Source organism: Paenibacillus sp. BK720 (genome assembly GCF_011761545.1).
Taxonomy (GTDB): Bacteria; Bacillota; Bacilli; order Paenibacillales; family Paenibacillaceae; genus Pristimantibacillus.
The window spans coordinates 86,220-99,071 of sequence record NZ_JAASRQ010000006.1 but is presented as its reverse complement, the minus strand read 5'-3'; the positions used below and the strand labels follow the sequence as shown (position 1 = coordinate 99,071).

General features: G+C 53.8%; 13 protein-coding genes. All 13 read left to right on the top strand.

The genetic code is table 11. From position 1 onward, the window contains the following. Positions 1–132 precede the first annotated feature (132 nt). The 13 genes from FHT67_RS22175 to FHT67_RS22115 all read left to right on the top strand — a co-directional run bounded on the left by FHT67_RS22175 (position 133) and on the right by FHT67_RS22115 (position 12,829). Complete coding sequence (locus FHT67_RS22175; RefSeq protein ID WP_167201368.1) at positions 133–1,830, top strand: efflux RND transporter periplasmic adaptor subunit; 1,698 nt, start codon at positions 133–135, stop codon at positions 1,828–1,830. Further along, entirely contained in the window at positions 1,827–2,582 is a 756-nt protein-coding gene (locus FHT67_RS22170) for an ABC transporter ATP-binding protein (RefSeq protein WP_132308812.1), read from the top strand. The genes FHT67_RS22175 and FHT67_RS22170 overlap by 4 nt, the downstream gene beginning before the upstream one ends. Further along, the gene (locus FHT67_RS22165) at positions 2,524–3,714 is read left to right on the top strand and encodes an ABC transporter permease (protein ID WP_132308814.1); all 1,191 of its coding nucleotides are present in this window, start codon (positions 2,524–2,526) and stop codon (positions 3,712–3,714) included. The genes FHT67_RS22170 and FHT67_RS22165 overlap by 59 nt, the downstream gene beginning before the upstream one ends. A 138-nt stretch (positions 3,715–3,852) precedes the next feature. Continuing rightward, a complete protein-coding gene (gene spoIID / locus FHT67_RS22160) occupies positions 3,853–5,004 on the top strand; it encodes a stage II sporulation protein D (protein ID WP_167201367.1) in 1,152 nt (383 codons plus the stop codon). A 72-nt stretch (positions 5,005–5,076) separates the two neighbouring features. Next, the gene (locus FHT67_RS22155; protein WP_132308818.1) at positions 5,077–5,826 is read left to right on the top strand and encodes a M23 family metallopeptidase; all 750 of its coding nucleotides are present in this window, start codon (positions 5,077–5,079) and stop codon (positions 5,824–5,826) included. Between the two features lie 156 nt (positions 5,827–5,982). Then, positions 5,983–6,270: a sporulation transcriptional regulator SpoIIID gene (gene spoIIID / locus FHT67_RS22150; protein ID WP_015847336.1), complete on the top strand. Its 288-nt coding sequence runs from the start codon at positions 5,983–5,985 to the stop codon at positions 6,268–6,270. A gap of 138 nt (positions 6,271–6,408) precedes the next feature. Further along, positions 6,409–7,410 carry a rod shape-determining protein MreB gene (gene mreB, locus FHT67_RS22145; protein WP_132308820.1) on the top strand — a complete coding sequence of 334 codons (1,002 nt, stop codon included), beginning with the start codon at positions 6,409–6,411 and terminating at the stop codon, positions 7,408–7,410. Positions 7,411–7,576: 166 nt separating this feature from the next. Then, entirely contained in the window at positions 7,577–8,443 is an 867-nt protein-coding gene (locus tag FHT67_RS22140) for a flagellar hook-basal body protein (protein WP_132308822.1), read from the top strand. 86 nt (positions 8,444–8,529) lie between these two features. Further along, a complete protein-coding gene (locus tag FHT67_RS22135; RefSeq protein ID WP_167201366.1) occupies positions 8,530–9,357 on the top strand; it encodes a flagellar hook-basal body protein in 828 nt (275 codons plus the stop codon). Between the two features lie 13 nt (positions 9,358–9,370). Further along, positions 9,371–9,667 carry a DNA-directed RNA polymerase subunit beta gene (locus tag FHT67_RS22130; protein WP_132308826.1) on the top strand — a complete coding sequence of 99 codons (297 nt, stop codon included), beginning with the start codon at positions 9,371–9,373 and terminating at the stop codon, positions 9,665–9,667. Between the two features lie 179 nt (positions 9,668–9,846). Further along, positions 9,847–10,389 carry a CDP-alcohol phosphatidyltransferase family protein gene (locus FHT67_RS22125; RefSeq protein ID WP_207918158.1) on the top strand — a complete coding sequence of 181 codons (543 nt, stop codon included), beginning with the start codon at positions 9,847–9,849 and terminating at the stop codon, positions 10,387–10,389. A 169-nt stretch (positions 10,390–10,558) separates the two neighbouring features. Further along, positions 10,559–10,987, top strand: a complete 429-nt coding sequence (fabZ, locus tag FHT67_RS22120) for a 3-hydroxyacyl-ACP dehydratase FabZ (RefSeq protein ID WP_015847330.1) — start codon at positions 10,559–10,561, stop codon at positions 10,985–10,987. A 129-nt stretch (positions 10,988–11,116) separates the two neighbouring features. Next, entirely contained in the window at positions 11,117–12,829 is a 1,713-nt protein-coding gene (locus FHT67_RS22115; protein WP_279591586.1) for a phospho-sugar mutase, read from the top strand. The last annotated feature ends 23 nt before the right edge of the window (positions 12,830–12,852 follow it).

Here is a 12,852-nt window from a genome sequence, read left to right as displayed (position 1 = left end):
GTGCATGTGTTCACTTTCACGATTAGCTCTATCAGCCTATGCCGATGTGCCGTTAGGCTTGTTCATGCTCCGTTCATTTTCCCGTGATATATTCGTCGGTAGATATGACCGATGGAGGGTGGAGTACAGTCAATGAAGAAGTGGACATTATGGCTTGGTATCATCATTATTCTTGCTGCCGCCGGCGGGGGCGCGTATTACTACTATTACATGCGCGACGATAAGGCAACAACCGAGACGCCGCTAGCGGTTACGGCAAGAGCAATCAAAGGCGATATTAAAACCTCGATTAGCGGTACGGGCTCGGTAGAGGCCAACTCGAGAGAGACGGTGACCGCAGGCAAGAGCGGCACCATCGCAACTCTTTCCTTCAAAGAAGGGGACAAAGTGAAGAAAGGGCAAGTGCTTGCCACTTTCGAGGACAACGATAATTACGATGATCAGATCGAATCGATCAACAAAAATATTACGAAAACGAAGGACCAGATCGCGGACAAGCAGGAAGAATACAAAGAAGCGATCGGTACCGAAAACGAGGAGCAGACGACAAAGTCCATCAAGGACGAGATTGATGATCTTCAATCCACGATTGATGACTATAACGACCAGCTTCAGGATATCTACGAAGATCAGGCGAAGGAAGTAAAACAGGTTATCGCTCCGATTGACGGCGAGGTGACAACCAGCGATATCAGCGTAGGCGACGAAGTGCAGTCCAACACCACGATCGCGGAGATAGTAGACTATACGCATCTTGAGTTTGTAACAAGCATTGACGAGCTTGATATTCCGCAGGTCAAGCTGAAACAAACTGCTCAAATTACGCTTAGCGCAATTACGGATCGTACCCTGGAGGCAACGGTATCGGAAATTGCGAAAGAGGGCACGTCTTCCAACGGGTCGGCATCCTACAGCGTAAGCTTGCTTCTGAATGACATTGACGGCGTTATGGTTGGTATGTCCGGCCAAGCGGATATCGTAACGGAGCAAAGCGCGGATGCCGTGCTAGTGCCGGTTAATGCGGTAGTTGAATTCGGCGGCAAATCCTATGTCCGCGTTCCTGGTACGGGAAGCGGAACAGGAACAGGCGCAGCGGGTTCGGGTACGGCGCCGAGCGGAACAACCGGACAGCAAGGCCAGCGCAGCCAAGGTGCGCAAGGCGCAACAAGCAATGAAGCGGCGGCTGCCGGCGGCTGGCAGGGCAGGGGCGGAGCTGGCGGCAACGGCGTAGGCAGCGGCAGATTCCAAGGCGCCGGCGGCGGAGCCGCAACGGCCGAAGGCGGTCAAGGCACGGGGCGCAACATTGCGGCTGCAGACGGCGGCAATCAGAGCGGAACGGGAACGACTCCGGGAGGAGCGGCTTCAGGCGGAGGTGCTGCACCTGGAGGAGCGGCGCAAGGGACTGCTCCGGGCAGCAATGCTCAAGGAGGCACCGGCGCAGCCGGAGGCAGAGGAGGCAGCAAGCAGGGCGGAAGTGGCGCCTCGAATGGCCAAGGCGGAAGAAACGGCATGGCGAGCCAATTGAGGGAAAGCATTACGCTTGGCGGCCAATTGAAGGAAGTAACGGTGGGGATCAGCAACGAAACTTACGTCGAAATCAAATCCGGTCTCGCCGAAGGCGATCAGGTGCTTATTCCGGTCGCAACGGGCGCCCAAGGAATGGGCTCGTCTGCAACTCAGCAGCAACAGCAGCAGTTCGGCGGTTTCGGAGGCGGCTTTGGCGGCAGCTTCCCGGCAGGCGGCTTTGGCGGAGGCGGCTTCGGAGGCGGAGGCGGAAACGTAAGAACCTCGACGCGGGGAGCAACTGGCGGCGGCGGTGGTACGCGATGACCGGGCAATCCTCCTTAATTGAAATGAATGAGATCGTCAAGTATTACAAGATGGCCGGAGAGAAAATGACGGTCCTTCACAATATCTCGCTGACGGTTAACCATGGCGATTTTCTGGCCATTGTTGGCCCGTCCGGCTCGGGCAAGTCGACGCTGATGAATATCATCGGCTGTCTGGACGTACCGAATGAAGGAAGCTACAAGCTCGACGGCATGGAGGTGCGCGGACAAAGCGACAATAGGCTGACGGAGATGCGGAACAAAAAAATCGGGTTTATCTTTCAGGGGTATCATCTGCTGCCCAGGCTGACGGCACTCGAGAATTGCGAGCTTCCGCTCATCTACCGGGGGTTGTCGGCGAAGGAAAGACGCAGCCGTGCGATGGAAGCGCTGGAGCGCGTTGGACTTGGCGAGAGAATGGGTCACCGCCAGAACGAGCTGTCCGGCGGTCAGCAGCAGCGCGTAGCGATTGCGCGCGCGCTCGCTACCAATCCGCCGCTCCTGCTGGCGGACGAGCCGACGGGCGCGCTGGATTCCAAGACGGGCATGGAAGTGCTCGGCATGATGGAGGAGCTTAACCGTGCCGGACAGACCATTGTGTTGATTACGCATGACATGGAGGTCGCTCAGCGTGCGAGCCGTACGGTAATCATCCGGGATGGGGTGCTGACGGAGCAGAAAAGGAGGGACAGCCATGAAGATATCGCAGGGCCTCATAATGGCGGTCAAAAGCGTCTTATCGAACAAGCTTAGAACCATCCTTTCCATGCTCGGCATTCTGATTGGGGTTGCGACCGTTATTGCGCTTGTGGCCATGGGCAGGGCTTCATCCAACGAAGTGGCAAGCCAGGTGTCGACGCTTGGCAGCCCGGATTCGCTCTCGGTTACGATTACGGGACGCGGCACGGTCACCTCGTTATCTGTGGACGAGGCGCTCAAGCTTGGCGATTTGAATAACGTCAGCGGGGTTGCTCCTATTACAAGCACAACCGGCTATGCCAAATACGGCCGGACTCAAGTGTCCGTAAGCGTGGAGGGCATTACGCCGGAATACGAGGAAGTCAAAGACTTCAGCGTGCAGGACGGCCGGTACATTGCGGCTCCCGACATCAATAACAAGACGAAGGTAGCTCTTATCGGTACGCAGACCGCCCAGGATTTGTTCGAGGATGAGAGAGTGGATCCGGAGGATGCGGTGGGGCGCAAGATTACGATTAACGGCTATATCTTCACGATTGTAGGCCTGCTGGAATCCAAGGGCGACTCGCTGACAGGTTCCAATGACGAGAAGATTCTTATTCCGATCTCGACGGCCCAGAAAATTTTTCAGGTGAGCGGCGTAACCACGATTAATATGAAGGTTACGGACACCAAGCAAATGAGTTCGGTTGTGAGCGAGGTAGAGGCCAGCCTGTACGAGAAGTTTCGCGGCAACGAGAATGCCTACCGGGTTCTTAACCAGGAAGAAGCGATGAAGACGCTGAACTCCGTTAATGAAACGATGAACCGGCAGTTGATTTACGTGGCGGCCATCTCGCTTGTCGTCGGCGGAATCGGGATTATGAATATTATGCTTGTCTCCGTAACCGAGCGTACCCGGGAGATTGGCATACGGAAATCTCTCGGAGCGAAGAAGAGAGATATCTTATTCCAGTTTCTCGTAGAAGCTGTCGTCATAAGCGGTCTCGGCGGACTTCTTGGTATCCTTATCGGCAATATAGCCTCTTATATCATAGGCCAGGTGATGAAAACGCCAACGGAGGTGCCGATGAATACGATGCTTATGTCCTTTGGCTTCTCGGCCTTCGTAGGTGTCGTGTTCGGTTATCTGCCGGCCAACAAGGCAGCAAGTCTGCGCCCTGTAGATGCGCTTCGCCATGATTAAAAACAATAGAATATACGTCGTGCTTGAACGAGAACCGCGGGTTCTATCCTATTAATCAGGCTCATAGAATAAATCCATCAAGGCCGGCTTTAAGAGAGTCCACTCTCTTAAAGCGGCTTATAGGCGGAGAGGAGATCTATGAGATACGTAATAGGCAGACCGAAACGGGCGATCAGGCGTCCCGGCAGCAAATGGCTGACTGTTGCATGCTGGGCAGCCTTCGGAATCGGAATCGCGATGAGTATGTCCGTATGGCTTGCGACTTCCGCATACCGGAACGCCGAAGCAAGCCGTACCGTACTTGACCGGTTCCAGGGAGAGAGCAGCGGCGTAACGTCTAGCAATAAGGCGTCTGCCGACGGGTTCGGGCAGGCGCCTTTGCCGTCACCGTCCGAAAAGCCGGCAACGGAAGCAGGCACCAAGGAAACGTATATTACGGTCTATTTAACAAAGGAGCAACGTACGGAGCGGGTTACGCTGGAAACTTACGTCAGGGGCGTGGTTGCAGGGGAAATGCCTGCCGATTTTGACCTCGAGGCGTTGAAGGCCCAGGCCATCGCCGCACGTACTTATATAGTGAGAAGGCTTGAGCTGGAGGATCACAGCGGCATGCCGGCGACGGGCGCGGCTTCCCGCGCGGATGTCACCGACACGATTGACCATCAAATCTATATTTCGCTCGATAAGCTGCGGGGTCTCTGGCCAAAGGATGAGCAGGAGTCGAGAATGGCGAAGCTGAATAAGGCGGTAACCGAGACTCGCGGGGAAGTGATCACCTATGAAGGCGAACCGATTCAGGCGGTATTTTTCTCCACGAGCAACGGGTATACGGAAAACTCGGGGCAATATTTTCGGGAAGAGCTTCCCTATCTTCGAAGCGTGGCAAGTCCTTGGGACAAACAAATTTCGCCCCGTTATCAGGAGACGGTAAAGCTTCAACTCTCTGATTTTTATGCAAGACTAGGGCTCGCGAGCAAGAAGAAGCCGTCTATACGAATATTGGACAAGACAGCGGGCAACCGGATCGCCGATATTCTGATAGACGGCAAGACGTATACCGGTCGGGAAGTGCGGGAAAAGCTTGGAATTGCCTCCTCAGAGTTTACGTGGAAGCTGGAAGGGGACGAGATTGCGATAACGACCTTCGGCTACGGGCATGGCGTAGGCATGAGCCAGTGGGGAGCCAACGGCATGGCCGAGGAAGGGAAAAGCGCGGAGCAGATCGTAACCTACTATTATACGGGGACGAAAGTCGAACAAGCTTCGAAGCTTGCGGCGAAATTTCAATAATCTCAAAAAATAGCAACCCCTCACGTATAAAGCTAGTTGTTCTGGCAACAATGGCTAGTGAGGTGATATCAAATGAATGAAAATCAAAACAAACCTAAGCAAGAATCTCCTAAAAACGTACTAGGAGAAGTATCTGCCGCTAAGTCTAGCAATGGCTTTAAAAAACTGCTGTCGAAGAAATGGGTAACCCCGGCAGCGTTCATGGCAGCCGCGGCAATCATCGTAGCCTTAATGTGGATCTACCAGGGTTCGGACAACACCAAGGAAACTTCAGCCACGACTTCCGAGCAAACAGAGACCGCTGTAGGCAATGAAGCCGCGAAGCCGGATGACCAAGCGCTCCAAGCGGAAAGAAAAGGCGAGAAACTGGAATGGCCGGTAGCAAACAAAGACAATCTGGATGAAGTGCTCCCTTACTATGATGTAAACGCAACGAGCGACGAGAAAGCGAAAGCCGTTATCCAAATCGGCGATAACACGCTGGCTCCTCACACCGGCGTTGACTTTGCGGATCCAAGCGATCAACCGTTCGACGTACTCGCTGCTCTCTCCGGTAAAGTAACCCGCGTTGAGAAGCATCCTACAAACGGCAACGTTGTAGAGATCAGCCACGGCGACGGTCTCGTAACGATTTACCAAAGCCTTAGCGACATCCAGGTGGCTGTAGGCGACGACGTGAAGCAAGGAACGAAGATCGCTGTGGCAGGCCGCAATGATCTCGAGAAGGATCTCGGCGTTCACCTTCACTTCAGCGTGCAGGAGAACGGCAAGTCGGTTAACCCGGCTTCCATCGTAGGCCAATCGCTTACGGAAGAAAAATAAGACTAAAGTCTCACGGGCAGGGGTGGAAACCCCTGCCTGTTTCGTTTTTTTATGAAAATTTTAGGCCAAACACGTCACTAAGGCTTGACCATAAAGAATATATACCCGTACCCCTCATATACTGTACCAAACTATCTCGAGTAGGGAGGCGGGAACGTGCATGATTACATCAAAGAACGAACCATTAAAATAGGTCGCTGCATTGTTGAAACCAAACATACGGTGCGTACGATCGCTAAAGAGTTCGGCGTTTCCAAGAGTACGGTCCACAAGGATTTGACCGAGCGTTTGCCGGAAATCAACCCCGACCTGGCGGACCAGGTGAAGCACATTCTCGAGTACCACAAGTCGATCCGTCATTTGAGGGGAGGAGAAGCCACAAAGATTAAATACAAGAAGACCAGCACGAAGAAACGGGAAGTTATCGCGGCTGGCAAAAGCTAAACAATTTTCGAGTTTTTGTGCGCATAAATAAGAGGAATTTTGTGGTTTTTGGCGAATAATGTACATCAGTATGTCCTATGTCGTGGGAACTATTCGTGAACGGGATGATTACATTATTCGTTGGAGGGCTATAGCCTTATGCTTAGCAAGGATATCGGTATTGACCTGGGTACGGCAAACGTATCCATTCATGTGAAAGGGAAGGGCGTTGTTCTCGACGAGCCTTCGGTAGTCGCGATTGAAAGCGATTCGAAACGGGTGCTCGCCGTTGGCGAGGAAGCGCACCGCATGGTTGGGCGTACGCCCGGCAACATCGTTGCCATCCGTCCGCTTCGCGACGGCGTAATTGCCGATTTCGAAATTACAGAAATTATGCTTAAGGCTTTTATCGACCGCGTTGAAGGCCGCAAATGGTTCAGCCGTCCGCGTATTCTGATCTGCGCTCCCACCAATATTACGTCGGTAGAGCAGAAAGCGATTCGCGAAGCGGCTGAACGGAGCGGCGCGAAGGAAGTATTTCTGGAGGAAGAGCCAAAGGCTGCCGCTATCGGGGCTGGGATGGACATATTCCAGCCTAGCGGCAACATGGTTGTAGACATTGGCGGCGGTACGACCGACGTGGCGGTTCTGTCGATGGGCGACGTGGTGACCTCATCCTCGATCAAAGTTGCGGGGGACAAGTTCGATGCCGCGATTATGAAATACATCAAGGATAAGTACCGTCTTCTGATCGGTGAGCGGACAAGCGAGGATATTAAGATCAAGATCGGTACGGTGTACGAGGAAGGACGGCATGACGAGATCGACATTCGCGGACGCGATATGGTGTCCGGTCTGCCGCTGACGATTACCATTCGTTCCGCGGAAGTGCGCGAAGCGCTGTGGGATCCGGTAATGTCCATTGTTGCCGCGGCAAAAATGGTGCTGGAGCGTACGCCGCCCGAATTGTCGGCCGATATTATCGACCGCGGCGTCATTCTGACCGGCGGCGGCGCGCTGCTGGACGGGCTGGATGCTCTGCTTGCGGACGAGCTTAAGGTTCCTGTTCTTATCGCGGAGGACCCGATGCATTGCGTCGTGAAGGGGACAGGCATTCTTCTTGATAATTTGGACAAGCTCGGCAAAAAAAGCCGGGCCTAATTTTGTGCGGGTAGGGCGCTGTGGGGGGCGTGCCGAAGCATAAATGAGTCGAAGGTCACAGAGAGGATCTATAACGGCGGCTCTGCGCGAAGCCGATATTATATATGAAGAGTTACGACTTTTTGAGAGCACGGCTTCGCAAGCGGACCGGCCGGGGAGGCGCCACATGTTAAGAGGTCTTTATACGGCTGCGGCGGGTATGACCGCGCAGCAGCGCAGACACGATACGATAACGAATAATATTACCAATATCAATACGCCGGGTTATAAGCAGACCTATGCGGTAACCCGTTCTTTTCCGGAGATGCTCCTGTCGCTGACCGGGGTGGACCAGAAAGACGAGAAACAGATCGGCAAGGTCAGCACCGGCGTATTTGCTGAAGAAAGCCTTGCGATTCACTTGCAGGGAGACCTGACGCAGACGGGCAAGTCGTCGGATTTTGCCCTTGTGTCCAATATCGATGTGCCGGGAATGGCTTTTGATGCCTCGGGCAAATACGTATCGCCGGACGGCGAAGTCACGTTCCAGCCTCAAGCGTTTTTTACGCTGCAGGACAAGAACGGCGAGATCCGCTATACGCGCGGAGGCTCCTTTACCTTGACCTCGGACGGCTTCCTGGTAGCCGGTGACGGATCGAATGTGCTCGGGACGGACGGCAACCCGATTCAGTTCCCTCCCGGCGTCAGTCTTGACGGCCTTACCTTGACGGGGGACCAGCGTTTCGTTGACGCGAAGACGGGAGCGGATTCGGGAAGACGGCTATTGCTGACCCGGATCGACAATCCCAACGAGCTGGCTCGCGAAGGAGACGGCAAATTCCGTCTGGCCGGCGATGCCCAGGATGCCCGCCCCGTTGCCGCGGGTGAACGCGTTGAGGTGCGGCAGGGTTACGTCGAGCGCTCCAACGTTGATGCCGCGCAATCCTCGGTAGACTTGATGGCCGCGCTGCGCGCTTACGAGGCGAACCAGAAGGTTATCCAGTTCTATGACGAAAGCTTGGATAAAGCGGTGAATCAGGTAGGCCGGGTATAACTCAGGCATACGAAGTGAGAATTACCACAAGCAGTTTTCAATGTTAAGCATTCTGTGTGGCAATTCTTTTTAGGAGGCATAACGAATTGAACAGCTCGATGATTAATGCCAGCGTATCGATGAATGCCCTGCAGCAAAAATTGGACATGTTGGCGGATAATATTGCGAATGTGAATACGGTAGGCTATAAACGTAAGGAAGCTACTTTCGAGGATTTGCTGAATAATACGAGGATGCAGCCGGACGCGTTCAATCAGCCCGGAAGACTGACTTCCCTCAACTTCAATCAAGGCTGGGGCTCCAGGCTTGCGATGATACAGCCGAACTTGCAGCAGGGAACGATCAAAACGACGGAAAAGGATACCGACCTTGCGATTGAAGGCGACGCTTTGTTCGAGGTTGCGGTTAACGCAAGCGGGGACCGCGCTTATACCCGTAACGGCTCGCTGCAGTTGACGGTTGCGGCAAACGGTGATACGATTTTGGCAACGCCGGAGGGATATCCGGTTGTTGCGAATACGCCGGCGGGCGAGGGACCCCTTGTCGTGCCAAGCGGTTATCATCTTCGGGTTAATCCGGACGGTACCGCGGAAGGCGTGGCTACTGACGGAAGCACGATTGAGCTTGGCTCCATCAAGCTTGTTCAAGCAACCCGTCCCGCGGCCTTAACGCTGGTTGCGGACAATTTGTACGAAATAGCCGACGGCATCAACGTGGCAGACGTACTGCAGAACGTAACGCCAAACGGCGAGAATGGCATAGCGCTTCGTCAAGGCGCCCTAGAGCAATCGAATGTTAATCTGGGTGACGAGATGACGGAGCTTATTAATGTGCAGCGTGCTTACCAGATGGCCGCAAGAGCTTTAACGTCCAGCGACACCATGATGGGGTTAGCCAACAGCCTGCGCAAATAGATAGGGTGAGAGTATGACGGATGAACGGGCGGTTCTGACGCGGAGCGCGCCGAAAAATCAGGAGAAGCCGCCAGTTGAGGAGAAAAGCAAAGCGGTGGGCGGCGACCAATCCGAGAAAAAGCAGCGTTCCACAGGTGCGCGGATCACATTTTGGATTTTGCGCAAAAGCATTGTGCCGGTCATCATGGTCATTATGCTCATCACCGGTCTGTATGTCGGGTATGCGGTTGTAGGCAAGCAGCCGGGCAGCGATGTATTCCATTGGGAGACCTGGCAGCATATGTACGATCTGGTTTTCTCCGATACGTAGAACATGAATATTTATTAATGAAGGGCTGTTTCCGGAAGTCATTGTGTTATGGTGACTGGGAGCAGCTTTTTTTGGTTTCCCGCGGACGGTTGGTGCTGTTTTCATTTTCATATGGTAGTTGTATAATGATTGGGAACCTTGCATGGAAGAAACGGATAAAGGTAGAGGGGCGTGCGCGTTTGAATCTGCCGAATTTTTTAACGTCGCTGCGTTTTGCAATGATCCCTGTGTATGTCGCGATATTCGCGCAGGGACACATGATTTACGCCTTTCTGGTTGTCGTGGCAGCAGGCCTCACGGATATACTCGACGGGTATATTGCCCGGCGCACAGGGCAGGTAACGACAGTCGGCCAAATGCTCGATCCGCTCGCAGACAAGCTGATGTTCGTTTCCGTCATCTTATCGCTACTCCTTGCCGACCACATTTCGTGGGCAGCGGCAGCAGCGATCTTTTTGCGCGATTTGGGAATGATAGCCGGAGGCATGGTATTTCACTTTAAAGGGAAAAAGACCGTGCCGGCGAATTGGATGGGCAAACTGACAACGGTGTTGTTTTATATCGGCATCATGTTTGTATTTCTAGAAGCACCGTTTGCAGCAATGTACTTGTGGGCAGTTATTGCCTTCTCGTTCCTTACGGCGATCGTGTACATCATTTTGTTCCAGGCGCTGAACAAGCCGGGCTCGGGTCCGAACAAGACCATCGGGCCGGAGCAATAGGGAGCAGGCAGCAGGCACACAAAGAGGCTTGGCCCGTGGATTATCGATATCCGCCAGCCAAGCCCCCTTATCTTAACCTTCACAACCTGCAGTTTGATGAAGGGTACTACTAGTTTTCGTAATGTAAACGTATTTTATACCTGTTAAACCGTGAAAGGAGCGAATATTCATGCTCGACATTAACCAAATTCAAGAAATCATTCCTCACCGTCCACCGTTTCTGCTCGTGGACCGCATTACGGAGGTAGAGCCGGGCGTCCGCGCCGTAGGCATCAAGAACGTAACGATGAACGAACCTCATTTCGTGGGACATTTCCCCGGATATCCGGTTATGCCGGGCGTACTGATTGTTGAGGCTCTTGCGCAAGTAGGCTCCGTTGCCATGTTGATGGTTGAAGCAAACCGCGGCAAGCTTGGCTTCTTCGCCGGCATTGACGGTTTCCGTTTCCGCGGTCAGGTGAAGCCGGGCGACACGCTTGAGCTGGAAGTGGAAATCACTCGCCTTAAAGGGCCGATCGGCAAAGGGAAAGCGACAGCGAAAGTGGACGGCCAAGTGGTTGCGGAAGGCGAGCTTATGTTTGCCTTGTCGGAGCGCTAAAACATAGCGGAAACCGAATTTTTTCTGGTGATAAAACCTACCTCTAAACGCGGTCGCTCATCTTGAAAGGGCCTCGATAGAGGTTTTCTCATAAAGAACTTTCTAATTAAAAAGGAGTGAAGCTGTTTAATGAATCAAAATGAAAAAGCAATGGAACGCTATCAGGCTTGGTTGAACGACGCGATAATCGATGAGGCTACGAAGGAAGAGCTTCGCGGTATCGAAGGACAAGAAAAGGAGATTACGGACCGCTTCTACCGCGATCTGGAATTTGGGACAGGCGGCCTCCGCGGCGTCATGGGCGCGGGCACCAACCGTCTGAACGCTTATACCGTAGGCAAAGCTACGCAAGGCCTCGCGAACTGGCTGCTCTCCCTTACGGAAGGACAACCTTCCGCGGTAATCGCTCACGATTCGCGCAACAACTCGCCCGAGTTTGCGCTTGATTCCGCTCTCGTCCTTGCCGCTAACGGCGTAAAAACCTATCTGTTCCCGTCGCTTCGTCCAACGCCTCAGCTCTCCTATGCGGTACGCGCGTTAGGTTGCTCCACGGGTATCGTCATCACGGCGAGCCACAACCCGCCGGAATATAACGGCTATAAAGCATACGGCGCGGACGGCTGCCAGCTGATCCCCGAAGACGCCGAGCAAGTTATCGCTTCGATCGGCCGGGTGACCGGTTTTGATCAAGTGAAAAGAATGAGCCGCGAGGACGCGGAAGCGCAAGGCCTTCTCGTATGGCTTGACTCGCAAGCAGACGAGCAATACACGGATACCGTTGTTGCGCAAAGCTTGAACAAAGAGCTGCTGCAAAGCGGCCTTGGCGAGAAATTCAAAGTCGTCTTTACGCCGCTTCATGGTTCGGGCAACCTGCCTGTCCGCGAGGTGCTGCGCAAAGCGGGCTTCAGCAATGTTCATATCGTAACCGAGCAGGAGCAGCCTGACGGTTATTTCAGCACGGTCAAATCGCCGAATCCGGAAGAACGCGAAGCGTTTACGCTTGCAATCAAGCTTGCCCAAGAGATTGACGCGGACATTATTATGGGTACGGATCCCGATGCCGACCGCATGGGTGCGGTTGTCAAAAACAATAATGGCGAATATGTCGTCCTGACAGGCAATCAGTCGGGCGCCCTGATGATCGAATATGTGCTCAGTCAATTGAAGGAGCGCGGCCAGCTGCCGGCTAACGGCGTCGTAATCAAGACGATCGTTACCAGCGAGATGGGGGCCGATATCGCTCGTTCCTACGGCGCTGCCGTAGAGAATACGTTGACTGGCTTCAAATATATTGGCGAGAAAATGACTTCTTACGAGCAAACGGGCGAGCATGCTTTCCTGTTCGGCTATGAAGAAAGCTACGGTTATTTGACTGGCGACTATGCCCGCGACAAGGATGCGGTTGTTGCTTCGTTATTGATTTGCGAAGCGGCGGCATACTATAGCAGTCAAGGAAAAACGTTGTACGACGTTCTACTCGAGCTGTACGCCAAGCATGGCTTCTACCTCGAGGGCCTGGAGTCGCGTACGCTGAAGGGTCTTGACGGCGTGCAGCAAATTGCCGGCATTATGAATGACTGGCGCAACAATCCGCCTGCCGATATCAACGGGGTGAAGGTGGAGAAGGTGCTTGATTACCTCGGCGGACTTGACGGTCTTCGTCCGGAGAACGTACTGAAATACATGCTCGCCGACGGATCGTGGTTCTGCCTGCGTCCATCCGGCACGGAGCCTAAGATTAAAGTGTACTTCGCCGTTCGCGGAGAGTCCACGGAGCATGCGGCCGAGCTGCTTGGCAAGCTCCGCGGCGCCGTCATGGAGCGCGTAGACAGCAAAGCGTAATCCGCGCGCCGGGTTATGACTGA

Coding starts and splice junctions, on each gene's coding strand:
- FHT67_RS22175 (WP_167201368.1), top strand. CDS start 133: ATGAAGAAGTGGACATTATGGCTTGGTATCATCATTATTCTTGCTGCC.
- FHT67_RS22170 (WP_132308812.1), top strand. CDS start 1,827: ATGACCGGGCAATCCTCCTTAATTGAAATGAATGAGATCGTCAAGTAT.
- FHT67_RS22165 (WP_132308814.1), top strand. CDS start 2,524: ATGAAGATATCGCAGGGCCTCATAATGGCGGTCAAAAGCGTCTTATCG.
- spoIID (WP_167201367.1), top strand. CDS start 3,853: ATGAGATACGTAATAGGCAGACCGAAACGGGCGATCAGGCGTCCCGGC.
- FHT67_RS22155 (WP_132308818.1), top strand. CDS start 5,077: ATGAATGAAAATCAAAACAAACCTAAGCAAGAATCTCCTAAAAACGTA.
- mreB (WP_132308820.1), top strand. CDS start 6,409: ATGCTTAGCAAGGATATCGGTATTGACCTGGGTACGGCAAACGTATCC.
- FHT67_RS22140 (WP_132308822.1), top strand. CDS start 7,577: ATGTTAAGAGGTCTTTATACGGCTGCGGCGGGTATGACCGCGCAGCAG.
- FHT67_RS22130 (WP_132308826.1), top strand. CDS start 9,371: ATGACGGATGAACGGGCGGTTCTGACGCGGAGCGCGCCGAAAAATCAG.
- fabZ (WP_015847330.1), top strand. CDS start 10,559: ATGCTCGACATTAACCAAATTCAAGAAATCATTCCTCACCGTCCACCG.
- FHT67_RS22115 (WP_279591586.1), top strand. CDS start 11,117: ATGAATCAAAATGAAAAAGCAATGGAACGCTATCAGGCTTGGTTGAAC.